The sequence below is a fragment of the Lysinibacillus sp. UGB7 genome, from assembly GCF_049058285.1.
In the GTDB taxonomy this organism is placed as follows: Bacteria; Bacillota; Bacilli; order Bacillales_A; family Planococcaceae; genus Lysinibacillus; species Lysinibacillus sphaericus_B.
On sequence record NZ_JBMGUV010000015.1, the window covers coordinates 69,457 to 94,562 of the forward strand.

Sequence of the window (25,106 nt, forward strand, 5' to 3'; positions counted from 1 at the left end):
TTTTGCCACTGCTTTTAAATTTTTATGCTATTGCGCTTCAAGATAATACTAGCTGTACAATATCACTTTTTTGAAACACTATTCGATCAAGCCTAATTCTTTTAATTCTTCTGTAGAAAAGGCCCTTGATCTTGTTAAAAACCGCTTACCTTCCACACCCTCAAGTGAGAACATACCGCCTCTACCATCAACAACGTCTAAGATAATTTGCGTGTGCTTCCAATAATCGTATTGATTCTTATGCATATAAAATGGTGCACCACCAATTTCACCGAGACATACATCCTGATCACCCAATAGTAAGTCACCCTCTGGATAACACATTGGAGACGATCCATCACAACATCCACCCGATTGATGAAACATAACTGGTCCATGTTTTTCTGTCAATAAATCGATTAGTGCCAGCGCTTTTTCCGTTGCTAATACACGTTCAACCACGCCTTCGCACCCCCTTACGCATTAGAAGAAACCTAGTTTGTTTTCGCTATAGCTAACTAATAAATTTTTCGTTTGTTGATAATGAGATAACATCATCTTATGTGTTTCGCGACCGATGCCTGACATTTTGTAGCCGCCGAACGCAGCATGCGCTGGGTAGGCATGGTAGCAGTTTGTCCAAACACGACCTGCTTGAATACCTCGACCGAAACGATAGGCTGTATTCATATCACGTGTCCAAATACCAGAGCCTAAACCATATAATGTATCGTTCGCAATTTCTAATGCTTCTTCTTTCGTTTTAAATGTTGTTACTGCCACAACTGGCCCGAAGATTTCTTCTTGGAAAATACGCATTTTGTTGTGTCCTTTAAAGACAGTTGGCTTAATGTAGTAGCCGTTTTCGAAGCCTGTACCTACATTATTTTTCTCACCACCAATGAGACACTCAGCGCCCTCTTGCTTACCTATATCCAAATAAGACAGGATTTTTTCCATTTGCTCACTAGAAGCTTGTGCACCCATCATCGTATTCGGATCTAATGGATTTCCAACTTGAATGGCTTCCACACGTTGCAGTACGCGTTCCATAAACTTATCATAAATAGATTCTTGAATTAATGCACGGGAAGGACATGTACATACTTCGCCCTGATTAAGAGCAAATAATACAAAGCCTTCTACTGCTTTATCTAAAAAGGCATCATCTTCGTCCATAATATCTTCGAAGAAAATATTAGGAGACTTTCCACCCAATTCTAACGTAACGGGAATAAGGTTTTGTGAAGCATATTGCATAATTAAACGACCTGTTGTTGTTTCACCTGTAAAGGCAATTTTTCCAATACGTGGATTGGATGCAAGTGGTTTTCCTGCCTCTAAACCAAAACCGTTGACAACATTTAGTACGCCTGGTGGCAATAAATCACCAATTAATTCTACTAACACCATAATCGAAGCTGGTGTTTGCTCTGCAGGTTTTAACACCACACAGTTTCCAGCAGCAAGCGCAGGTGCTAGCTTCCAAACAGCCATTAATAACGGGAAATTCCAAGGGATAATTTGACCGACTACCCCAATAGGCTCATGGAAGTGATAAGCAACTGTATCATTATCGATTTGGCTTAGCGAACCTTCTTGTGCACGTAAAGCTCCTGCAAAATAACGGAAATGATCAATTGCTAGAGGGATATCTGCATTTAATGTTTCACGTACTGCTTTTCCGTTATCCCATGTCTCGGCAACGGCTAACTTTTCTAAGTTTTGTTCAATGCGGTCCGCAATTTTAAGTAAAATGTTTGCACGCTCTGTTGCAGATGTTTGGCCCCATGCATCTTTTGCGGCATGTGCCGCATCAAGTGCATGTTCAATATCCTCAGCAGTTGAACGCGCTGCTTGTGTAAAAACTTGTCCAGTAACAGGAGTAACATTATCAAAGTATTGACCTTTCACTGGGGGTGTCCATTCTCCACCAATGTAATTATCATATTTCTCTTTGAATTGAACTACCGATCCTTCAGTGTTTGGAAATGCATAAACCATTTTACTTCTCCCCTTTACACAAAATAATGAGAAAATATCTACAAAAATCGCTATTTTATATCGAAATAACAATATTTTCATAGAAACTCTCTTACACAATATATTGTCAGAAACAAAAAATAATTTCAACTTTTTAAAAAATATTTTCCAATGAAATTATTTTTGCTAGAAAAGCTTTAGAATTCACGGTGCATCCAACGATAATGTATACTTAAAATAATAATAATGTATAGGAGAACTGTATGCGTATTAATAAATATTTGAGTGAGACTGGCATTGTATCACGCCGTGGTGCTGACAAATGGGTAGAGGAAGGTAAAGTAACAATCAACGGGGAGCTTGCAACGGTTGGAAGTCAAGTTGAAGTAGGCGATCTCGTTTGCGTAGACGGAAAAGAGGTAAAGAAAGAACAACAACTTGTGTATATTGTCTTAAATAAACCAATTGGCATTACAAGTACAACTGAGCAACATATAAAAGGAAATGTCGTGGATTTTGTTAATCACCCCCTACGTATTTTCCATATTGGGCGACTTGATAAAGAATCAGAGGGACTATTATTACTGACAAATGACGGTGATGTTGTAAATAAAATATTACGTGCAGAAAACCATCACGAAAAAGAATATATTGTACAAGTCGATAAGCCTCTTACAGAGCAATTTATCACGAAAATGGGGGCAGGGGTTGATATTTTAGATACAACCACTTTACCTTGCTCTGTTGAAAAAATTTCGGATAAAGTATTTAAAATTATTTTAGAGCAAGGTTTAAACCGCCAAATTCGCCGTATGTGTTCCACACTTGGCTACTCTGTTAAAAGGTTACAACGCATTCGTATTATGAATATTAAGCTCGGCAATCTAAAAATTGGGCAGTGGCGTGATTTAACTGACAAAGAACGAACAGAACTATTCAAACTACTTAATTACACACCAAAATAACAGCAATTAAGGGGGGATAGCGCTATGCTTTCCATTCAAAGTACCGAACAGCTGACTGGCGTACGAATTAGTGGCGACTTTTGGGATTTAGATCAACTCATTAATGCGATTTACAAATTAACTGGTGATGAAAACAAATATTACGATTACCAAGGTGCGCGTCAGCGAATCCTTGGTATTTGCTATAATCTTCGCCATGCAGCACAAGGCGACCACCTGCTTGAATTTGTTAATATTGAACTCAATAAAAGTGTGCTTACTCAGCATGAAATTATTTTTCCAAATAAAAATGTCTATTATGCAACGGAAGTTCTATGGCCCGAGCTTATTTTTACAGCGATTGCTTTAAATGACTTTATCCGTTTGCACCAAGAGCTCATCGATTCTTCAGAGTGGAATATTTATATTGCAACCATTCGCAAATTCCAAGCATCCGTTGCACAGTGCTTAGAGCAGGAGCTCGGTGAAGAAGAATTTTTAGTGTTTTTAAGAATGCTCCATACGAAAAGTCCACTGACCTTCCGTTACGCTACGCAATACGTAGACATATTGAATTTAGAATACATACATTTAAATACGGAGGAACGTAAGGCTCATTTAGCAGCCTTCGCTCTCCGATTAATGCTTGAGGACGAAGAATATGTAGCACTCAAATCACAGCTGATGGAAGCTGCCAGAACAAGCAAAAAGGCGCTGCACGAAATTCAAATCCATGCAAACTACCCAGAAGAAATTCTTTGGTAAATCAAGACCTTGTTCAATAACTAAAAGCGATTTATTTCAACTCACTTTTGGCGCTGAGTTTACATTTTTGGCGCAGCAAAAGCTTTGCTGCCGTCGCTTCTCTTTCACGCAAAAAGAGCCGACTCGAAGTACTTTAAGTCGGCTCTTTTGCTATTTAATTGTCTTATACGCCATTTTATGAATGACAGCTTCGAGCTGCGGATAATCTGCTAAAAGCTCTTCTTGTGTAAACAATTCAAAATCCGCAAAGTCAAAGCCAGGAGCCACCATACAGCCAACTAAACTAAATGTATTAGTATCCTCTACAGATGAGCCAAAAATTGTGTTTTTCGGCACAGCTACTTGTGGTACCTCCCCTGTCTCCATATTTAATCCTAATTTCTTAGCCTCATATGTACCATCAGGGTAAATCATATGGACAGTTAGTGGGCTGCCAGCATGATAATACCAAAGCTCATCAGATTTTAAACGATGTAAATGTGATATATCCTGCGAACGTAGTAGAAAATAAATGCTCGTATAAATTGGTCTTGTTACATCCCTTACCGCCATTTCGTCAGCCGATCTAAACGAAGAAATATAGTAACCTCCCTCTTGATGCTCTGCTAAATTTAATTTATCAATGAAATATTGTGCTGAATACTGCAAAATCCTCACTCCTTTCTCCCACCTTACCAAAAAACAAAGGTCTGATGCCACCGCTATCCGTTGTTTTGTCGGTTTTATCCGTCATTTCATCGATTCTATCCGTCACTTCCTCACTTTTATCCGTCACCCATACAAAAATGAAAAAGAGGTATCTCAAATAATTATGAGATACCTCCAACTTCCTTATAGACCACCTAGATATGCTGCTTTTACTTGTTCACTTTCTTGCAGTTCTTTTGCTGTACCAGCTAATACGATACGGCCAGTTTCTAGTACATATGCTCGATTTGCTACGGATAGCGCCATGTTCGCATTCTGCTCTACAAGAAGCACTGTTGTACCTTCTTTGTTGACTTTTTCGATAATATTGAAGATATTTTTCACCATTAATGGTGCCAGCCCCATTGAAGGTTCATCCATTAATAGTAACTTCGGTTTTGCCATTAATGCTCGGCCCATCGCAAGCATCTGCTGCTCACCACCGGATAATGTCCCTGATTGCTGCTTACGACGCTCCTCAAGACGAGGAAATAACTCGAATACATGATCCATATCCTTTTTAATACCCACTTTATCATTACGAAGATATGCCCCAAGCTCTAGGTTTTCTTCTACTGACATATTGGCAAATACACGGCGACCTTCTGGCACATGTGAAATACCTGATTTTACAATCGTTTGTGCAGCCTTTCCAGCAATAGAGAAGCCTTCATATTCGATGATGCCACCCTTTGGCTTTAGTAGGCCTGACAATGTTTTTAATAATGTACTTTTACCAGCACCATTGGCACCGATTAACGTTACAATTTCACCCTCGTTTACTTCTAAAGAGAGGCCCTTTAATGCTTGGATGTTTCCGTAGAATACATCAATATTTTGTACTTTTAGCATTAGCTGATAACCTCCTCACCCAGGTAAGCTTCAATTACCTTTGGATTGTTGCGAATTTCTTCTGGTGTTCCGTCTGCAATTAATTGACCATGATCGAGTACGTAAATCCGTTCGCAAATTCCCATTACTAAGCTCATATCATGCTCGATTAGCAGAATAGTTAAACCAAATTCTTTACGAATAAAAGCAATTAATTCCATCAAGTCGTGTGTTTCTTGTGGATTCATCCCTGCGGCTGGCTCATCCAGTAATAATAACTTCGGATTTGCTGCTAATGCACGCGCAATTTCTAGGCGGCGTTGCATCCCATACGGAAGATTTTTTGCTAGCTCATCTTGATAAATGTCTAAACCAAAGATTTTTAAGAACTCAAAAGATTGCTGCTCCATTGTTGCTTCACCTTTAAAGTGATTCGGCAAACGAAAAATCGATGCCCACATGGAGTGTTTGGCAAGTGAATGGTTCGCGACTTTTACATTATCTAAAACAGATAGTTCTTTAAATAGACGGATATTTTGGAACGTACGGCTGATTCCTTTTTGTGTTACTTGATAAGGTGCGAGACCGTTTATCTTTTTACCGTCAAATGTAATCGTACCTTCAGTTGGCGTATACACCCCAGTTAGCATATTGAAGCTCGTCGTTTTACCAGCACCATTGGGGCCAATAAGACCAACTAATTCACCTTGATGAAGGTACATATTAACGCCCTGTACTGCCTTTAAACCACCAAATTGAATGCCCATATTTTCCACGTTGATAAGAAGGTTGCCAGTCATTATTTTGTACCTCCTTTTTTACCAAACTTGAATAAGTCCGTAATTTCTTTTGTCCCCATTAACCCCTTTGGACGATATAGCATTACGATTATAAGTACCAAACTGTAAATAATCATCCGTGTTTCGGGGAAATTCGCTAGATATGTTGAAACAACCGTCAAGAATATTGCCGCGATTACAGAACCTGAAAGACTTCCTAAACCACCAAGTACCACGTAAATTAAAATATCAAATGATTTTAAGAAACCGAAAGTTGTCGGTTGAATAATGTAGAAATTATGTGCGAAAATGGCCCCGGCAAGACCCGCAAAGAATGAACCAATCGCAAACGCCACAACTTTATAGTATGTTGTGTTAATACCCATTGCATCTGCAGCAATTTCGTCTTCACGAATTGAGATACACGCACGACCATGACGTGAATTTGTGAAGTTTGCGATAACTACAATTGTTAACACCACACCTACGAACGCATAAGTCCAAGTCGATAAATACTTAACCTGCATACCCGCTGCGCCACCAACATAGTCCGTATTTAAAAATACAATACGTATAATTTCCGCGAACCCAAGCGTTGCAATGGCTAAATAGTCCCCTTTTAAACGCAACGTTGGGATACCTACTATTAAACCAGCTACAGCTGCTGCAAGAGCCCCCAAGAAAATGGCTAATGGGAACGGTAGCATTAGCTTCGTTGTAATGATAGCTGAAATATAGGCACCAACTGCTAAGAACCCGGCATGCCCAATCGAGAATTGGCCAGTAATACCAATTACGATGTGCAAGCTGACTGCAAGCATGATGTTAATACACATTGTAATTAACATATTTTTGTAATACATATCAATTGTTCCTGTTGTAATAAGCGCCTGAACAACTGCATAGATGACTAGCGCTAATACAGCATAGCCCCAGAAAATTTTAGACTTTTTCATAATTACCGCTCACCTACACTTTCTCGCGGGCGTTTTTACCAAAGATACCCGATGGTCTGAAGATTAAGATTAAAATTAAGATAACGAATGCCGCAGCATCGCGCCATAAAGAGTACCCAAGTGCACTTACCATGGATTCCACAACACCTAGTAGCATGCCGCCAACCATCGCTCCTGGAATAATACCAATACCCCCAAGAACCGCTGCAATGAATGCCTTAACCCCTGGAATAACACCCATTAAAGGATCAATTTTTGTATAGTACACACCGAAGATAACGCCCGCGGCACCTGCTAACGCTGAACCAATTGCAAATGTCGCCGAAATTGTATTATCTACGTTAATGCCCATTAGGCGGGCTGCATCAGCATCATGTGATACTGCACGCATCGCCTTGCCGATTTTTGTTTTATGTACGATGAATTGTAAAAGAATCATCAGTACGACAGCGACAGATAAAATTAAAATTGAGGTACTGCTAATTTGAACACCAAAGACATCAAATGTTCTATTTTTAAATACTTCAGGATAAGCCGCTGGTTGGGCGCCTCTGAAGAAAATGGTTGTATATTCGATTAATAGCGAAACACCGATTGCTGTTATCAATGCAGCAATGCGTGTTGCATTTCGTAAACGCTTGTAAGCAATACGTTCAATTAACACACCAAAGATTGCGCAAACTGCCATTGCCAATAATAATGCTGGGAAGAAGCCAAGCTCCCATTTAGCAATTGCATAAAAGCCAATAAATGCCCCAATCATGAAAACATCACCGTGGGCAAAGTTAATTAGCTTAATAATACCGTATACCATCGTATACCCTAACGCTATTAACGCGTAGATACTACCTAGTGAAATCCCATTCACAAGTTGCTGTATCCATTCCATGAGCGTTCACTCCTTTATAATTTATTAAGCAATGCAAAAACGGGACGCATTTCTACATAATTTAGTGAATGCAGAAAAACCTGTGCCCCTTCGTAAACAGTTATTTCCGATTCCTTATGCTAGAATCTATGCTTTTTTCTATGCGTCTAGTTGTCTATAAAACAGAAAAAGGGAAGACGAGTTTGCCCGCCTCCCCCCTTGCCAAAAGTTAAGGATTTACTTTAGAGTTGAACACTTGTTTACCGTCTTTAAATTCAAGAACTGTTGCTGTTTTAATTGGGTTATGATTTTCGTCAACTGAGAATGTACCTGTTACTAAAGAAAGATCTTTTGTTCCAGCTAATTCATTTTTAATGGCTTCGCCGTCAGTAGAACCTGCGCGTTTGATGGCATCTGCAATGTAATAAATAGTGTCATAGCCAAGTGCATTAAATGCATCTGGTGCTTTGTCGCTGTTTGCTGACTTAAACGCTTTTACGAAATCTTGAATTTTTTTATCTGGATCTTCCGCAGAGTAATGGTTTGTGATGAACGTATTATTAAGCGCATCAGCACCCGCTAACTCTATTAGAGTTGGTGAATCCCAACCATCAGCTCCCATAAGCGGCACCGTAATACCCATTTCACGTGCTTGCTTTACAATCAAACCAACCTCTTCATAGTATCCAGGGATAAATATGAAATCAGGGTTCGTTGCTTTAATATTTGTTAATTGTGTACGGAAGTCCGTATCTTTTGCCACATAAGCTTCCTCTTTTACAACAGTACCGCCATTTTTAGTGATTGTTTCTTTAAATGACTTCGCTAAACCTTTTGCATAGTCAGAAGCATTATCAGCAAAAATAGCTACATTTTTCGCATCAAGTTCACCAGCAGCAAAGTTAGCGGCTACAATCCCTTGGAATGGGTCAATGAAGCATGTACGGAATGCATACTCATTTACGCTACCATCATCATTTACTGTGATATTTGGTGCCGTACCTGATCCTGTAACGATAGGAATTTTGTTATCATTAGCAATTTGCACCGTTGCTACTGTGTTACCAGAAGTTGCTGGCGCTAGCATCGCTACAACTTTATCTTGTGTTGCTAGTTTAATAGCAGCGGCAGTTGCCTCAGAGTTTTCTGATTTGTTATCTACTTTAATAAGTTCGATTTTCTTACCATCGATACCACCAGCTTCGTTAATTTCTTTAACTGCAAGCTCAGCTCCTACACCAATTGAAGAACCGTAAGATGCTACGTTGCCCGAAAGTTCTAAATTGGCACCAATTTTGATCGTATCGCTGTCAGATGAACTGCCTCCTGAACTTGAATCGTCTCCAGCACCGCAACCAGCAAGTACGCCACCAAGAAGTGAAGAAGCGACTAGAAGTGAACCGAACTTTTTAAGCTTTTTGTTCTCTTTCATAATTAATTCCCCCTGAAAATTCTAAAATATTAGATATTTCTGATAATTATAAACAATTAAATGCATTTCCTCAATAGCAAAAATAATTATTTATAACTATCTATTTTTGAAACCAAATATTATTCATTTAAGCCTTTTACATTGTAAAACATTCTTTATATTTAGTCTAGAGTGATTTTTCAGTATAATTAGTTTTTTGAGAATTATCTATTAATTGTTGGGTGAAATTAGTATAAAACAATCATTTAAATTAATTAAATTTCCTAAAGGTTAAATAAAAAATCCATCTTTTTTTAAAAATTGCTTGTCCTACAATTAGAAAAACCTCTTGAATAAAAATAACTTTCATTTTGGAAATACTAACAGCCAACTCATAATAGAAAATGGACTTATGTATTTTTATTTCCGGGAAAATAAAAATGTGTGCTCAATGTCACGCTTGTATTATTTTGTATGCTTTGTTAAAATATTAAAAATATATTTCGATGATGTGACCAAGTAAGTAAAGGAAGTGTTACAGAGAGTATAGTAATTGCTGAGAGCTATACCACCGATTCTTTACCGAAACCTACCACGGAGAAGTTATGAAAACATAACCGGTTCGTTTCCGTTACAAAACGCTAGAGAGTTTTATTTATTTTATAAAACTAAAAATAGGTGGTACCACGTTTGCTAAAGCATAAAGACGTCCTTAGTTAGAAGGATAGCTTTGTGCTTTTTTATTTTACATTTATCAATAACTAAGGAGGAGCAATTATGACGATTCAGCAAAATGAGTTTACAAAATGGTATATAGAAACAATTCAAAATGCAGATTTAATGGACTATACACCAGTGAGAGGATGTATTGCATTTAAACCTGATGGCTATGAAATTTGGGAGCATATTCAAGCAGAAATGGATTATCATTTTAAAGAAACTGGACATCGAAATGCGTATTTTCCAATGCTAATTCCAGAATCATTTTTTCAAAAAGAAAAGGATCATATAGAAGGTTTTTCACCTGAATTACCTTGGGTTACTGAAGCCGCTGGAGAACAATTAGAAGAGCGCTTAGCATTGCGTCCAACTTCTGAAACAATGATAGGTTATTTGTATTCAAATTGGATTAAAAGTTATCGCGATTTACCACTGTTACTTAATCAATGGGCGAACGTTTTTCGCTGGGAGAAGAAAACCTTACCTTTTATTCGTACTTCAGAATTTTTATGGCAAGAAGGGCATACAGCTCATGCAGAGGAAGAAGAAGCGCGGCATGAAACGTTGCAAATGCTAAATATTTATAAAAAAGTAGTAGAAGATTTACTAGCTATTCCTGTACTTGATGGAACAAAAACAGAATCAGAGCGCTTTGCAGGCGCAATTGATACATTTTCAATTGAAGCGATGATGAAAGATGGAAAAGCTGTACAAGCAGGGACATCCCATTATCTTGGCACAAAATTTGCCGAGGCATTTGATATAAAATATTTAAATAAAAACAACCAACATGAATATGTTCACACTACTTCTTGGGGCACATCTACTCGCTTAATAGGCTCTGTTATTATGGTACACGGGGATGAACGAGGTCTGGTATTACCACCTAAAATTGCTCCAACCCAAGTCGTTTTAATTCCAGTTGGTCCATTTAAAAAGCATCCTGAGATACTAGAGAAGTTAGAGGACATATACAAGGTATTAAAAGCTAAAGGAATTCGTGTAAAATTAGATGATTCCGATTTAACACCAGGGTTCAAATTTAATAAATGGGAACAAAAAGGGGCATCACTTCGCATAGAATTTGGTCCTCGTGATTTTCAAAACCATCAAGTAGTAGTAAAGCTTCGTGATGAAGAAGAAAAAATAACAGTTGAGCTTGATCGATTAAATGATGTCATTGAGGAAGAATTAAATGTGATGCAAAAGCGCCTACTCGAAAAGGCCCGACAATTTCGAGATGCTAATTCACATATAACAATTGATTCACTACAACAGTTACAAGATCATATTACAAATAGTAAAGCCAATAAAAATATTCCTGGGTGGATTTTGGCTGGATGGTGTGGTAAAAATATTTGTGAACAAAAAGTAAAAGATGAAACAAAATTTACATCTCGAAATATTCCATTTAATCCTCCAATAAAAAAGTCGAATTGTATTTATTGCGGAAACGAGGCAAAACACACAGTTTGGTTTGCTCGCGCATACTAAACATCATGGAATTAGCATAATTTCACTAATTTTTATCCCTCCAGCTACAATCTTAGCTAGAGGGATTTTTCATAATAAGAAGTAAGAGTAAATTTGTACGCCGCTATTACATACATTGTCCAACCTCCCTAAAAATATCTTCATATGTCACATAACGCACCAGAACGATTGTGAAACAGATAATTCTTATATTGAACTAGGTGAAGCTTATCCACCTTCCTGTCATTGACACACAACACTAAAAAGCTTGGAGATGGGATCGTAGGCACACTCTAAGCTTTTTTCAATGCAAAAACGCAAAGTCGTTCATTGACATTTGTTTCATTTTCTAGATGGACCTCGTGGAGTAATTCAAAAGGGGTACCCTGGTGTAAAAATTGTAAATAATCATAGGGTGGATAATATAAAATAATATGAATTTCACGCCTATTCCGTTCATACGATTCCCATATATTGTGAATGACTGTACGAAAAATATTGATGGAAAACGGGTTAAAAAAGAAAAACACATTGTCTTTTGGTTTAATAGGGTATGCCTCTGCAATTGAATGAACAAAGGAAATAGAAGCTCGCGGACCCTTTCTTTTGCGGTAGCTTTCCTTATTGTGCTCCGCTTCTGCATAAAAACCTGCATCCATTTCGATACCTACCGTTGGAATATGGAACTTATCGTTAATATAAATAGGGACACGCCCTTTTCCACATCCTATATCGATAAATACTGGATTTTTAGGTAACTCATACTGCTGAAATAGTTGGTCAAGTCCTGTATATGGGGTAGGTTCATAGCGATGGTAATGGGCAAGTTTTGGAAAACCATATTGATCGCCTACCGTATTAATATGCAAATATTTATCAAATTGTTGATCATTCATAACTTTGTAGGACTCCCTCGAAAAATGAATGCTTTATTTTAGCATGTGAAGCGCTAAAAACCATACCCTAAAGTTTCGGATATGGTTTATTTTTTATATGCCTCTTCGATTGAAACGGAAAACAAATGTAAGTGCTAGAAGTAATACAATACATAAAACACCTGACGTAATGGTTGTATTCTTATCAATCCCTGATGGTTGTACCACTTGTTCATTACCTTTGTTGGGACCTATCTTGCCACCTACTTGCCCTTGCTTATGAATGTCTCCATCTTGATTACCCTCCACATTCATTTGCGGGGGTCCTTGGGGCATTTGTGATGGATCAAAGTCTTCTGGTAATTGAGAGTCAAATTTAAACGCAAAATCCTCCGGAAATGGTTCTCCCCCCTGCATATTCGCTTCTATGACTAATTCACCTGAGAGTTGCTTTAAAATAGACGCTGACCGTTGTTTAGCAAATTCAGGTAGGCTATTCTCTCCTTGTACACCCTCTAGAAATTGTGCTGTTGTTGAAAACTTAGTTGGATCCGCTTCTACATACGTTGTCAGCATAGCAGATAATCCATTCGTTATATTCTGGAAATATTCCTCTGTTAAATACTTTTTCGCTAGTTCTTCCAAATAGTTTTCATAGACCTTACGATATTCGTCATTTGAAAGAAGCACGTTTAATAAAGGACGCTCTTCTAACGTCACACCAAACACTGGATCCTTTATGCTAAAATTAATAGCACTATCAGACATTAAGTTGGATGACATATCCATGAGCATATCCATGTTCATAGTACCTTGTGGAAGACCTCCATTTTGTTGTGAACCATCCTGTGGCGTGCCATCATCTTGATTAAGATTATCTTGACCAATATTCCAACCGTCTTGATCATTTATCGGCGGTGGTGTATCGTTAGCTGGAAATTGTTGTTTTTGTTGGATGGTATCCTTGTTAACTATAGAATCAGCTGAATCCATACTCTCCATTTCAAATGTTTCATCATTATCAATTGATTTGTTTAAAATATTTGCACCACCAGCCGTTTTTATATCTCCACCAAGGCCTCCAAATGACATATTATAATCCCATGGAATAATTGAGAATACACCCTTATCCTCATACAAATAGTAATTGTGCTTCAATCTCCCTTGATAGCTATCTAAATTTACAATAGCAGTGTTGACAGCAAAATATCGAAGCATTTCATCGACATCGATATATTTCTCAATATCACCGTCATTATTAATAGCATCTAGCATTTCAACTAATTTTGACTTATCACTATTTCCCTCATTTGTTTTTAAGTTTATTCCCTTATAATCTGAGATATTGTCACTAATATATTGCAAATCACTGCCTACACCGTCTGGCTTGAAGAGGAAACCACTATTTGAACCGTAGTTATTTGCGAGAAAAGTTTCATCCACTGCTTCTACACCTAAATATAAACCACGTTCCTCACCATTAACTGTAATGTACATATACGAATGTGCCGGAGTTGGTAGCCCCATTTTTTCCATTAATTCATATGAAATGTATTCACGCATTAATGTTGAATCACTATAGTTATTGTTTAAATTCATTTTTTTTAAGCCAAATAGGCTCTTTGTATGATCATAGTAGTCAAAGTCAATTTTTAAACTATAACGATCTGAATCGCTATTAACAACTGAACTCAGTGAGATATTGCCTTTTGTACGAATAGCTACGTTTTCAACTCTTTTCCCATTCACAGTGATATTTGCTTGCTTAAATTCCTCTTCCTCAGCATTTTCAAGCATATCTTCCCAATCTTCTTCAGCGATTTCAATGTCTACTGTTGTAACTTTATTCTTATTAAAAACAAGTGTTTCATAGGAAAATTCATTGCTTTTTGTTTTTATTCCTATATTCGGGAGTATTGCTAACATCACGATAAAGAGCGCGAGTAGAATTGCCATACATGAATAAACAACTCGGTTTTTAATCATAATGTGTTACCCCTTTCTCTTTATTTAAACATACTTTACTTACTAAGCTGTAAAGTTGCCATCATAGCTAAGCATTACTGCTGATTTAACACCAGGCACTTTAGTAATTAATGCCATCATTTGGGCATCGTTTTGTTTAATGCGAACCTCATATGTTGTTTCAATTTCATAATCTTGAATAATCGATTTTGATTTTAATGCATATTTTTTAGATTCCGTTGAAATAATATGTTCTACTTCTTCACAAGCAATGTCTTCTTCAAATTTCACAACTAATAAGTAGGGATTTTCAATAGTAATTTTGTTTACGAACACTAGTAATACTAGACCGATTAAAATGGCACCCACAATAACAAGTGGAATGAAGCCAGCACCGCATAAAATACCTGAAACTATTGCCCAGAAAATATACACTAAATCCATAGGATCTTTAATGGGTGTACGGAAACGCACAATGGATAATGCACCGACCATACCTAGAGATAATAAAACATTCGAGCTTATTCCCATAATGACCAGTGAAGTTGCCATGGTCATAATTAACAGTGAGATATTAAAAGAATGAGAATATATAACCCCATTGAATGTTTTTTTGTATACAGCATAAATAAATAATCCTACAAAGAAAGCTACCACTAATCCAATAATAGAATCCGTTAAAGAGAACGACGTGGTCTTTTCTAAAAAGCTAGATTTAAATATGTCGCTAAAATTTACTTTGTCCATTGTCACTTGCTCCTTTTTCAGTAATTAGCCAAACATACGGCTAAGTTGATATTTTGAATATGCTTCAGCACGTGTATCAACGGCTTGCAGCATAAATTTAATAATGTCAGGCAAATATTCATCATACTTCACCTCTAAAATAACGAGGTTTGGTTCAAGTACATCCACCATAGGGAGGTTTTGATTAAACATATCTGTATTGCGCATGCTCGACTGTACTTTACTATCAAATGTCACTCGTACATTGCCATACGGGAATGTATATGCTTCACGCTCATAATCGACAACGGTCATGGGCTTTAATTGGTTATATTTTATTTCATGGAATAGGTCACGGATTAAAACTCGATTATCTGTTTCCATCCATTCAACATCATTTACACGTATTTTTTCAAACTCATTTCTTGTCACCGAGCATTTCGATTTATATGTTAAATTGTTGCGTTTACTTTTACGTTCTAGATTCACTATATCTAATGATTTGCCATAAATACGTACTCGGTATTTATCACGATTTAAAAACCCCTCCTTCTTTTCAATAAGGACTTTGTTCATGAAGTTATCAAAATACGTACTCCTAATAAAATATTTACCATTTAAATCCGCATTGACATCTAACTTCATGACATGTTTTAGTTTGCTTTTTAAAATTGCGTAATCTGTATAAGAAATGGCATGCTTAATTTCTTTACGGCCATTGGGGTTAAAGGAAGTTTGTTCCGACATGCTTAACACTCCTTACATTAATAATTTGTTTTCGATATCATACTGCTCTAATTTTTCTGCAATCCATGTTGAATATTGTTCATCAATACGTGATTCAAGCACGGTTGCAAATATTTCATCCTTCACGTTTTCAAATATTGCTTCTTCAGCAGGCACCTTAGCTGTCACCTTTATCACGTGATAGCCCTCTGCAGATTGCACAATATCGCTAACACCATTCACTTCAAGTACAAATGCCGCTTCTTCAAAAGCCTCATCCATTTGACCTTTGCTTATGTAGCCTAAATTTCCACCATCTTCACTTGTTACAGTATCTATAGAATAGTCTTTAGCAAGTGTTGTGAAATCCTCGCCGGCTTGTACTTTTTTCAGTACCTCTTGAGCTGTGACCTCATCCTCCAATAAAATATGACGCACCTCAACTTGCTCTTCCTGACCATAACTATCCTTGTTGTCTTTGAAATATTGCTCTACCTCTTCATCAGTAATTTCTATACTTGCTGAAATAACCTTTTTTCCCAACTGATATGTGCGGATATTATCTTTTACAGCGGCCTCTGTTAAACCATTTGACTTTAATACTTCTTTAAATGTATCTCCATCACCATAGGATTGAATAAGCTCCTCATACTCACTTTGAATCACTTCATCTGGTACCGTTATATTTTGCTTTGCTGCTTCAAGTTCAATGATTTTATGTGATATTAAAGTTTCGAGTACTTCCGCTCCATATTGAATACGTAGCTCCTGATCTAAATCCTTTTGTGAAATCTTGATTCCATCCACTTTTGCAACATAGTTACTACCGCTTTTACTATCTGAACAGCCTGTTGACAATATGGTTAATGCTACTAGAGCCAACATTAGGAATTTCCTTTTCATGGTTGAGTTTTCCATGCCCTCCTCCTTCACTTATATTGCTATTTCTTATATTTCCCACTATAGGGAGCCAATGTGTCAGCAAGATGTCAAAACGATCTTTTCTTAAATTTGTTTACAATTTTTGATTTTTCTATTTTGGTTTACAATAAAAAAGTTATTTGCAGATTCACTTATCATGAATCCACAAATAACGTTTATCGTACTTTTATCAGTGTTATTTCAAAGGTTGTACCATTATCGCTGCTCTCAATTAAACGCAGGTCACCATCAACAGACTGCGCCATCATTTTACTTAGAGGCAGGCCCAGACCTAAACCTCGTACCGTATATTTTTTATTTTCCCCTCTGTAAAAACGCTCAAAAATGAAGGCCTGATCCTCTTTCGGAATGCCTACACCTGTATCCTGTACTGTTACCTTCACTGCTGAATCTGTTTCCTGCAGCCTAATCATAATGACCCCTTCTTGCATTGCCTGTATCGCATTTGTCAAAAGGTTCGTTAAAATTTGTTGAAAACGCACAATATCTACATGCACGTAAATAGGCTTATCAAGTAATATAGCATCTACTTGTACAGTGTCTTCCTCCTGCATCACTTCCCATTGTGTTACAGCATCCTTCACTAAACGATTAATATCAGCCTTCACCAACTTCACAGGAATTGCGTCAACTGCAAAAGTATTAAAGGCAAGTAAATCCCCTACCATAGTTTTCATCTTCGTCGTCTCTATGAGCGCCATTTTAATAAACTCATCTGCATCCTTCCCTGTGATAATGCCATCCTTAACAGCTTGCAGCAAGCCACTAATAGATGTAACAGGTGTTTTTAGCTCATGCGTGACTCCCGCAAGGAGCTCTGTGCGCGTTTTTTCTAATTGTTCAAGTTTTGTTGCCATCTCCTTAAAAGAAGCAACCAGTTCATATACTTCTTCTTCCTTAATATGAATTGGCAAATCAATTTTATAATTGCCTTCTTGGACTTGCCTTGCTGCAACTGCGACTTTCTTAATTGGACGAGCCAATCTTCTTGTTAAAAAATATATCGCCAGCCAGCCAAGCAGAGCCATACCCACTATTAAAATAGCTAATTGTCCATACGCTTGATTAACCTTCGTCAGATTATTTTTTTTCTCTAACACAAGTACCCAGCCGACAACACGTTCATTCTGCTCAATTTTCTTGCGCACTACATATTGAACGGTTGCACCTTTCCCTTCACCCGCTGTAAACTTTTTCACACCTTCTTGTCCATCTAGTACGTCCCCTATATTTTTACTACTTCCTGGGGGAATCAATCGATTGCTCGTTATAATGTTTCCCTCTGTGTCTAAGATATACAGTATGGGATCAATATCACTCATGTTGAAACGCTCACGATCACCTATAAAATCCGGATTAGTCGGCCCTCCTGCCCAACCAATTTGTCTACTTGTATCAGTCAACCTATAAACGTATTCATCTGCAAGAAACTCCATCATTTCTAATCGTGTTTCCAATGCTGTATGGCGAATCCAAAAGGCAAAGATAAGTGAAATAATAGCCAAACCAACAAAGAGTGTTAGTAAATAGCGACTTGTCCAATAGTTAAGTAAAGAGATTCGTTTATTTTTTGTGAACACTTAATTGATACCCCAATCCACGCAATGTTTTAATTTCGCCCTCTGATTCATCCCAGTTTACAAGTGCTTTACGTAGTCGTTTTACTGCTAAATCAACAGCTCTATCGCTTCCTTCATATTCCCAGCCCCATACTTGTTCAATAAGCTGATCACGTGTGAATGTTTGATTCGGATGCTCTGCTAAAAATAGAAGCACCGATAAATCCCTCGGTGTTAACACAATTTCTTGCCCATTAAGAACAACCTGATGCGCCTGCATATCAATTTCAAGCTGTCCAAATTGCTTCTTTACAGTAGTTTCATTTTTACTTTCAGATCTCCTTAGTACAGCTTTAATTCGGGCCACTACTTCATCTGCTATAAAAGGTTTTGCAATATAATCGTCTGCCCCTTGATGAAAACCATCTAAACGGTAATTCACATCACTTAACGCTGTTAACATAATCACTGGACAAGCGCTAACCGCTCTAATTTCCTTTAAAATAAGCCAGCCATTTTTCTCCGGTAACATAATGTCTAATAATACTAAATCGGGCTGATACTCCTTATATAATTCCATCGCTTGCCTACCATTAAAACACTGCTCAACATCATAGCCAACCTTCTTCAAATACACCTTTAGTACTTGGCTAATTGCAAACTCATCTTCAATTACTAAAATTTTCGCCATTCATTCTCCACCTTGTTCATAGCTCGTTCTAGTTTTTGTTGATTATAGCATTCAATTATGTCAGGTCCATGTCAAGCGACATAATGGTTAACGCTGAACCCTTTCGCCCTATAAAGAATATCTCAAATTTATAGGCTATCTATTGACAATGACTTCCTATGCCACTTATCATTGATTGCGAATGATAATCATTGATAATTCATTCAAATAGTAGATTTTTTCTATTTTAAAGAAAATGATTAGGGGGGTAATAGCATGATTATTGTTACAAATCGTATTCAAGTAAAACCCGGCTTTGCAGCGAAAATGGCACCTAACTTTACAAAACCAGGTCCTCTTCAAAAGTTCGAAGGTTTTCATAAAGTAGAGGTACTCATTTCAACAGATGATCCTACATATGACGAAATGAGCGTCAATATGTATTGGGAAACAAAGGAACATTTCCAAGCTTGGAGAAATAGTGATGCCTTTGCAGCAGCACACCATCGTCCTGAACCAGGATCTGAAGGTGCAAAGCCTGAAAATAGTCCGCTCATTGGCAGTAAAATTGTTATTGCTGAGCTTGCTTCTTCAATCGAAGCTTCACACTAATCGCTTATTCGAATCCTGTTAAATCATCTTCTGATTCTATCTAAAAAACCCTGCATATTTGTCTAAATATGCAGGGTTTTTTTATTGGATAATACCAGAACGTCCATTATAGAAATAGCATAACTAATACGTAACCAAGCACAGATAAACAAACAGAACCTATCAATCCTGCTATAAATGCTTTAATGCCTAATTGTTTAAAGGTTTTTATATCTACGTTTAAGCCCAATCCAGCCATCGCCATAGCAATTAGAAGATAAGCGCAGCCCACGATAGACTGAGCAACAGCAGGCGGTACAATACTAAGTGAATTAAAGGCACTCATCACTAAAAACCCTAAGATAAACCATGGAATTATTGAAAGAGAAAATGCCTTTTTATCTTGTCCTTTCTCCCGTCTTTGATACAAGATTCCAATGATGATTGCTACTGGTACAAGCAATGCTACACGAGTAAGCTTGACAATTACCGCCATATCAACCGCTTCATTTCCACCAGCAGCAGCTGCTGCTATGACATGGGCAATTTCGTGCAATGTACCACCTGCAAAAATACCATATTGCGTCGGTGATAATCCAAATAACGAGTACAGCAAGGTGTAAACAAGTGTAAATACTGTACCAAGTAATGCTACAATCGCAGCACCTACCGCTGTTTCTTTTTCATTTGCTTTAATTTGTGGTGCGATGGCCACAACTGCAGCAGCACCACAAATAGCTGTTCCACATGCTGTTAAAATACCGAGCTTTTTTTCTACATGAGATATCTTTGTTAACCCATATACAACCACCAATGCAAATACTAAATTTATAAATGCGATGAGAAATACACTTGCCCCTGCATGATAAATATCCATTAAATTCAAGCGCATACCAAGTAGAATAATACCAAATCGTAATAACTTTTTACTCGAGAAGGCAATGCCTGTCTGCCATGAATCTGGTACATTGAAAGTTGCCCTCCAAGCCATCCCTATGATTATCGCTATGACAAGCTGCCCCAAAATAGAGAAGAAAGGAAAAGTTGATATATATTTTGCAACTAAGGCAATTCCAAGTGTCAATATTATGCCCTTTATAAAAGGTGGTGTTAGAAATTTCTTAATCCCCTGTTGTCTATCCATGCTGGTCACTTCTTTCATCCTTTATAATGATTACTTTATTAAAAAGTTAATCATCAGTAAAATACATATATATAATCATAATTATTAATATTTCTAATCATAAGGGGAGGACGTACTATGCAGTATGATGCGTTAAAAACACTTATCACACTAGTGGAAGTAAAAAATTTTACGAAAACCTCGGAAATTTTACACATATCTCAACCAAGTGTCAGTTTGCATATAAAAAATCTAGAACAAGAGTTCCAAACAACTTTATTTATACGCTCACCAAAGTCCGTACAGATTACACCTACTGGTGAAATACTCTATAAACGAGCAAAGCAAATAATGGCGATTGCTGAAACAGCGAAGGAAGATATTTTAACCTTTCATCATGCCATTCATGGTACTCTCGTAATCGGCGCTAGCTTCACCATTGGAGAATATATTTTACCGCCCATTTTAGCCAGCATACAGCAACAATTTCCTCAACTAGAACTACAAGTTATTATTGGCAATACCAATGAAATCATTCAGTGCGCAAAGTTATTACAAGTCGATATTGGGCTCATTGAAGGACAGGCACACGAGAATGAGCTCATTATCAAGCCATTTATGCAGGATGAGTTGTTTATTGTCGGTGCCCGAAACCACTCTCTTGTGAAGCAATCGAACATTACTGTTGCAGATTTACAGCAGCAAAATTGGGTCGCACGAGAAACTGGTTCCGGCACACGCAATTATTTGGATCATCTATTCAGAACAAATGGTCTCCAAGTGCAATCTCTACTGACTATCAGTAGCAATCAAGGCGTGAAAGAAAGTGTAATGCAAGGGCTAGGTCTATCCTTACTATCTCGCTGTGTTATTGAACGTGAACTCAAAAATGGCGACATTGCACTTTTGCCATTTGAAGGACAACATTTCATGCGAACATTCTCTTATCTGTACGCACCTACCATGAAAAATAATCGAAATGTTGAAACACTCATTGAATTTATAACGAAGAAAGGCTAAAAATTGAAAAAAGCTTAGCTGGCTATTTCTAGTCGCTAAGCTTTTTTTAGGTTCTTCGATTGATCCTTTTACGGTCCTGTTTATTTTCAATCATCTCCACAAATTTTGTAGCCGCTCGAGATAATGGCACACTTTTTAGATAACACATACCAATACTACGTTTCGGAATACTTTCCTTTAATGTTAACTCATAAAGTAGTCCTCTCTGTAAGTAATCCTTTGAAAATTCCTTTGTTACACAAGCTATCCCTAAATTACTACGTGCAAATTCAAGTACGAGATCATGTGAGCCAAGTTCAAATTCAGGTGCGATTTGAATACCTTTAGCAAATAAATAGTTCTCCACATACTTCCGTGAATTCGATTTTTTCTCAAGAAAGATAAGTGGAAACTTCATTAAATCCTCATAACTTATGCTCTTTTTCTCGAGAGTTCTGTACTTCTCACCACACACGAATATATCTTGTACCTCTGTGCAAAATGATAATTGTAATGTCGGATCTTCTATCGGAAAATTACACAGTCCTACATCCGCCTCCCCTGATTTAATATAGTTACAAATTTCAGAAGTCGTGCCATTAAACATTTGCAATTTTATATTTGGATACATTGTGTGGAATGCTTCCAGATAGGGCATCAAGAAGAAACGAGAAATAGTATCGCCTACACCTATTTTCAATTGCCCTGTTGTTAAATTTTTAAATTCAAGAAGCTTTTCTTCTCCAGCATCTAAAAGACCTAAAGCCGAATTTGTATATTCATAAAGAAGGCTTCCTTCTGTGGTTAAAGTTACCCCTTTAGGTGTGCGATTAAAAAGACGTGTACCAAGCTCCTTCTCCAACTGCATCATTGCTTGGCTAACTGCCGGCTGTGTCATATATAAATCTCTGGCAGCACTAGAAAAGCTATTATTTTTAGCTACCACACTGAAAACACGATATAAATCTAATTTGCCAATCATATAAGCACTCCTTATAACTATTATACGAACTATTAATTTTACTTATATCATTATACAGGGGTATAGTAAAATCATGTTAATTTATATATATACTTATATATATTTAGAGGAGAGATTATTTTGGAACGTGTAGTTGGTACAGTCGTAAGAGGTCTTCGTGGTCCAATCATTAACGAAGGCGACAATATTGAACAAATCGTTGTTGATACTGTGTTAAATGCAGCAAAAATTGAAGGCTATTCAATTGAAGATCGTGATATCGTAACAGTAACAGAATCTGTTGTAGCTCGTGCACAAGGTAACTATGCATCGATCAATGACATAGCAGCGGACGTAGCTGCCAAATTCGGTGATGATACTGTCGGTGTTATTTTCCCAATTCTTAGCCGTAACCGTTTTGCTAACTGTCTACGAGGTATCGCAAAAGGTGTTAAAAAAGTAGTGTTGATGTTAAGCTATCCATCTGATGAAGTTGGTAATCACTTAGTTGATATCGATGAACTAGATGTAAAAGGTATTAACCCATGGACAGATACTTTAACAGAAGCAGAGTTCCGCGAACACTTCGGCTATAAAAAACACACATTTACTGGTGTAGATTATATTGAATACTATAAAGAATTAATCGAAGCTGAAGGCGCTGCTTGTGAAGTTATCTTTTCAAACAACCCAAAAACCATTTTAGATTATACAAAGAGCGTATTGACTTGTGATATTCACACACGCTTCCGTACAAAACGTATTTTAGTGGCAAACGGCGCTGAAAAAGTTTATAGTCTTGATAATATTTTATGTGAATCAAACAACGGTTCTGGCTTCAATGCAGAATACGGCTTACTTGGTTCAAACAAAGCGACTGAAGAAAGTGTAAAGCTATTCCCACACACTTGCCAGCCAATCGTTGATGGCATCCAAGCACAAATCAAAGAAGCTACTGGAAAAACAGTTGAAGTAATGATTTATGGCGATGGTGCATTCAAAGATCCAGTAGGTAAAATTTGGGAGCTTGCAGACCCTGTTGTCTCACCTGCCTTCACAGCTGGCTTAGACGGTACACCAAACGAAGTAAAACTTAAATACTTAGCAGATAACGATTTTGCTGATCTTCGTGGAGAAGAATTAAAAGCGGCAATCTCTGCGTATATCCAAAACAAAGATGAAGATTTAACTGGTCAAATGGCAGCTCAAGGTACAACACCTCGTAAACTAACAGACCTTATTGGTTCTTTATCTGACTTAACTTCCGGTTCGGGCGACAAAGGTACACCAATGATCTATATTCAAGGTTACTTTGATAACTATACAAAATAATATGATATAAAAAAATGAACTCCCGCTTATGTTAGCGAGAGTTCAATTTTTATGGACATAATGTACGTGCTATATTTTCAAAATAGCGTACACCGTAGATAAGTGCGTCCTCATCAATTTTAAAGCGTGGATGATGCAACGGATAAGCTACACCAAAATCTACATTATGCACGCCTATGAATTGCATGGAAGAAGGTACAACCTCTGAAAAATCTGCAAAATCCTCTGTTCCAAACATCGGTTCAGGTAACTCTCTGACGCCCTCTTCTCCTACAATATCACCAGCTACTCGACGTGATAACACTGTAAGCTCCTTATCATTTGTCACAGAAGGACAACCAAGCTCCCATTTAATCTCCGCTGTCGCTCCATGCATCGATGCAATACCATTAACAATTTTCACTAAATGTTCACGGGCATCTACACGTACCTTCGCATCTAATGAACGAATTGTCCCTCCAAGTTCTGCCGTTTCAGCAATAATATTTAAAGCCGTGCCACAATGGAATTTGGCAACCGTTAAGACAGGTGCATGGATGCTTGGCACTTTCCGCGATACAATGGTTTGCAATGCCATGACAATCTCTGAGCCAATTAATAACGGATCAATCGCTACCTCAGGAGTCGAAGCATGTCCACCTCTTCCAAAAATCTTAATCTCAAAATCATCTGCCGCTGCCGTAAACTTTCCATCCTTCATCGCAAACTGACCGACTTCATAATCTGGGCTTACATGAAGTGCAAATGCGTAATCTACATTATCTATTATACCTATACTAACAAGCTGCGCTGCCCCACCTGGTGTTACCTCCTCAGCATGCTGGAAAACAAAACGTATTTCACCATTGAAGTCTGTTCCACGCTCGGCTAATGCCTTTGCTGCACCAAGCAGCATGGCTGGATGCGCATCATGTCCGCAGGCATGCATCACGCCTGGATTTTTTGATTTAAAGGGTAAATCAGTTTCTTCCTCTATCGGCAATGCATCGATGTCCGCTCGTAATAAAATGGTATGCCCCTTACCAGCTGTTTTCACACCCCTTAAAAATGCACAGACACTCGTTTCAGTTAAACGTTTCACCTCTAAATGCGGAAACGTTATTAATTGATTATAAATATATTGTGCTGTTCGATGCTCTTGATGTGACAGCTCTGGATGCATATGCAAATGTTGTCGCCAGGCAATCACCTGTTGTTCTAACGTACTAATTTCTATCATCAGCCATTCCTCCTATCACTTT

24 protein-coding genes and 1 other annotated feature are annotated in these 25,106 nt (G+C 37.6%); of the genes, 6 read left to right on the forward strand and 18 right to left on the reverse strand.

Annotation, left to right across the window (positions count from 1 at the left end; genetic code table 11):
* Positions 1-78: 78 nt before the first annotated feature.
* Together ACOMCU_RS14895 and adh are read right to left on the reverse strand one after the other, a co-directional pair.
* The gene (locus tag ACOMCU_RS14895; protein WP_219361347.1) at positions 79-441 is read right to left on the reverse strand and encodes a DUF779 domain-containing protein; all 363 of its coding nucleotides are present in this window, start codon (positions 439-441) and stop codon (positions 79-81) included.
* A 21-nt stretch (positions 442-462) separates the two neighbouring features.
* Positions 463-1,983: an aldehyde dehydrogenase gene (gene adh / locus ACOMCU_RS14900; protein WP_421050558.1), complete on the reverse strand. Its 1,521-nt coding sequence runs from the start codon at positions 1,981-1,983 to the stop codon at positions 463-465.
* 242 nt (positions 1,984-2,225) lie between these two features.
* On the opposite strand from adh, the gene rluF reads away from it, so the two are divergent.
* Positions 2,226-2,927 (forward strand): 23S rRNA pseudouridine(2604) synthase RluF, encoded by a 702-nt coding sequence (rluF, locus tag ACOMCU_RS14905; RefSeq protein WP_421050559.1) that lies wholly within the window; start codon positions 2,226-2,228, stop codon positions 2,925-2,927.
* A 24-nt stretch (positions 2,928-2,951) separates the two neighbouring features.
* A complete protein-coding gene (locus ACOMCU_RS14910; protein WP_421050560.1) occupies positions 2,952-3,671 on the forward strand; it encodes a DUF6904 family protein in 720 nt (239 codons plus the stop codon).
* A gap of 150 nt (positions 3,672-3,821) precedes the next feature.
* Here the strand turns inward: ACOMCU_RS14910 and ACOMCU_RS14915 are convergent, their stop codons facing one another.
* The 6 genes from ACOMCU_RS14915 to ACOMCU_RS14940 form a co-directional block, all read right to left on the reverse strand.
* Positions 3,822-4,319, reverse strand: coding sequence for a cupin domain-containing protein (locus ACOMCU_RS14915; protein ID WP_421050561.1), 498 nt, complete (start codon positions 4,317-4,319; stop codon positions 3,822-3,824).
* Positions 4,320-4,502: 183 nt separating this feature from the next.
* On the reverse strand, positions 4,503-5,210 hold the full coding sequence (locus ACOMCU_RS14920) for an ABC transporter ATP-binding protein (RefSeq protein WP_010860652.1): 708 nt from the start codon (positions 5,208-5,210) through the stop codon (positions 4,503-4,505).
* Positions 5,210-5,989 carry an ABC transporter ATP-binding protein gene (locus tag ACOMCU_RS14925; protein ID WP_010860653.1) on the reverse strand — a complete coding sequence of 260 codons (780 nt, stop codon included), beginning with the start codon at positions 5,987-5,989 and terminating at the stop codon, positions 5,210-5,212. Before ACOMCU_RS14925 ends, ACOMCU_RS14920 begins: the two co-directional genes overlap by 1 nt.
* A complete protein-coding gene (locus ACOMCU_RS14930) occupies positions 5,989-6,924 on the reverse strand; it encodes a branched-chain amino acid ABC transporter permease (RefSeq protein ID WP_010860654.1) in 936 nt (311 codons plus the stop codon). Before ACOMCU_RS14930 ends, ACOMCU_RS14925 begins: the two co-directional genes overlap by 1 nt.
* Positions 6,925-6,937: 13 nt before the next feature.
* Positions 6,938-7,813: a branched-chain amino acid ABC transporter permease gene (locus ACOMCU_RS14935; RefSeq protein ID WP_010860655.1), complete on the reverse strand. Its 876-nt coding sequence runs from the start codon at positions 7,811-7,813 to the stop codon at positions 6,938-6,940.
* Positions 7,814-8,021: 208 nt separating this feature from the next.
* A complete protein-coding gene (locus ACOMCU_RS14940; RefSeq protein ID WP_010860656.1) occupies positions 8,022-9,224 on the reverse strand; it encodes an ABC transporter substrate-binding protein in 1,203 nt (400 codons plus the stop codon).
* Positions 9,225-9,700: 476 nt separating this feature from the next.
* Positions 9,701-9,920 (forward strand) — a binding site (T-box leader).
* Positions 9,921-9,980: 60 nt separating this feature from the next.
* On the opposite strand from ACOMCU_RS14940, the gene proS reads away from it, so the two are divergent.
* Positions 9,981-11,417 carry a proline--tRNA ligase gene (proS, locus tag ACOMCU_RS14945; protein ID WP_010860657.1) on the forward strand — a complete coding sequence of 479 codons (1,437 nt, stop codon included), beginning with the start codon at positions 9,981-9,983 and terminating at the stop codon, positions 11,415-11,417.
* Between the two features lie 272 nt (positions 11,418-11,689).
* On the opposite strand, the gene ACOMCU_RS14950 is transcribed toward proS, so the two are convergent.
* From ACOMCU_RS14950 to ACOMCU_RS14980, 7 genes are all read right to left on the reverse strand, one after another.
* Positions 11,690-12,292 carry a class I SAM-dependent methyltransferase gene (locus ACOMCU_RS14950; RefSeq protein ID WP_421050562.1) on the reverse strand — a complete coding sequence of 201 codons (603 nt, stop codon included), beginning with the start codon at positions 12,290-12,292 and terminating at the stop codon, positions 11,690-11,692.
* A 93-nt stretch (positions 12,293-12,385) separates the two neighbouring features.
* Positions 12,386-14,257 carry a CotH kinase family protein gene (locus ACOMCU_RS14955; protein ID WP_421050563.1) on the reverse strand — a complete coding sequence of 624 codons (1,872 nt, stop codon included), beginning with the start codon at positions 14,255-14,257 and terminating at the stop codon, positions 12,386-12,388.
* Positions 14,258-14,299: 42 nt separating this feature from the next.
* Positions 14,300-14,983, reverse strand: coding sequence for a DUF4956 domain-containing protein (locus ACOMCU_RS14960; protein ID WP_421050564.1), 684 nt, complete (start codon positions 14,981-14,983; stop codon positions 14,300-14,302).
* 24 nt (positions 14,984-15,007) lie between these two features.
* Positions 15,008-15,709: a polyphosphate polymerase domain-containing protein gene (locus ACOMCU_RS14965; RefSeq protein WP_421050565.1), complete on the reverse strand. Its 702-nt coding sequence runs from the start codon at positions 15,707-15,709 to the stop codon at positions 15,008-15,010.
* 12 nt (positions 15,710-15,721) lie between these two features.
* Positions 15,722-16,606 (reverse strand): peptidylprolyl isomerase, encoded by an 885-nt coding sequence (locus ACOMCU_RS14970; protein WP_421050566.1) that lies wholly within the window; start codon positions 16,604-16,606, stop codon positions 15,722-15,724.
* 179 nt (positions 16,607-16,785) lie between these two features.
* Entirely contained in the window at positions 16,786-18,210 is a 1,425-nt protein-coding gene (locus tag ACOMCU_RS14975; RefSeq protein ID WP_421050567.1) for a HAMP domain-containing sensor histidine kinase, read from the reverse strand.
* A complete protein-coding gene (locus ACOMCU_RS14980) occupies positions 18,194-18,880 on the reverse strand; it encodes a response regulator transcription factor (protein WP_010860664.1) in 687 nt (228 codons plus the stop codon). Before ACOMCU_RS14980 ends, ACOMCU_RS14975 begins: the two co-directional genes overlap by 17 nt.
* Positions 18,881-19,135: 255 nt before the next feature.
* Between ACOMCU_RS14980 and ACOMCU_RS14985 the strand changes: the two genes are divergently transcribed.
* On the forward strand, positions 19,136-19,471 hold the full coding sequence (locus tag ACOMCU_RS14985; RefSeq protein WP_010860665.1) for a heme oxygenase: 336 nt from the start codon (positions 19,136-19,138) through the stop codon (positions 19,469-19,471).
* 106 nt (positions 19,472-19,577) lie between these two features.
* Here ACOMCU_RS14985 and ACOMCU_RS14990 read toward each other — a convergent pair whose 3' ends face one another.
* The gene (locus ACOMCU_RS14990; protein WP_421050568.1) at positions 19,578-20,594 is read right to left on the reverse strand and encodes a YeiH family protein; all 1,017 of its coding nucleotides are present in this window, start codon (positions 20,592-20,594) and stop codon (positions 19,578-19,580) included.
* 117 nt (positions 20,595-20,711) lie between these two features.
* Here ACOMCU_RS14990 and ACOMCU_RS14995 point away from each other — a divergent pair, with 117 nt between their 5' ends.
* The gene (locus ACOMCU_RS14995; RefSeq protein WP_421050569.1) at positions 20,712-21,593 is read left to right on the forward strand and encodes a LysR family transcriptional regulator; all 882 of its coding nucleotides are present in this window, start codon (positions 20,712-20,714) and stop codon (positions 21,591-21,593) included.
* A 46-nt stretch (positions 21,594-21,639) separates the two neighbouring features.
* Here ACOMCU_RS14995 and ACOMCU_RS15000 read toward each other — a convergent pair whose 3' ends face one another.
* The gene (locus ACOMCU_RS15000) at positions 21,640-22,554 is read right to left on the reverse strand and encodes a LysR family transcriptional regulator (protein WP_010860668.1); all 915 of its coding nucleotides are present in this window, start codon (positions 22,552-22,554) and stop codon (positions 21,640-21,642) included.
* A 120-nt stretch (positions 22,555-22,674) separates the two neighbouring features.
* On the opposite strand from ACOMCU_RS15000, the gene ACOMCU_RS15005 reads away from it, so the two are divergent.
* Positions 22,675-23,865: a coenzyme F420-0:L-glutamate ligase gene (locus tag ACOMCU_RS15005; protein ID WP_421050570.1), complete on the forward strand. Its 1,191-nt coding sequence runs from the start codon at positions 22,675-22,677 to the stop codon at positions 23,863-23,865.
* Between the two features lie 49 nt (positions 23,866-23,914).
* Here ACOMCU_RS15005 and ACOMCU_RS15010 read toward each other — a convergent pair whose 3' ends face one another.
* A complete protein-coding gene (locus tag ACOMCU_RS15010; RefSeq protein WP_010860670.1) occupies positions 23,915-25,084 on the reverse strand; it encodes a M20 metallopeptidase family protein in 1,170 nt (389 codons plus the stop codon).
* Positions 25,085-25,106: the final 22 nt, after the last annotated feature.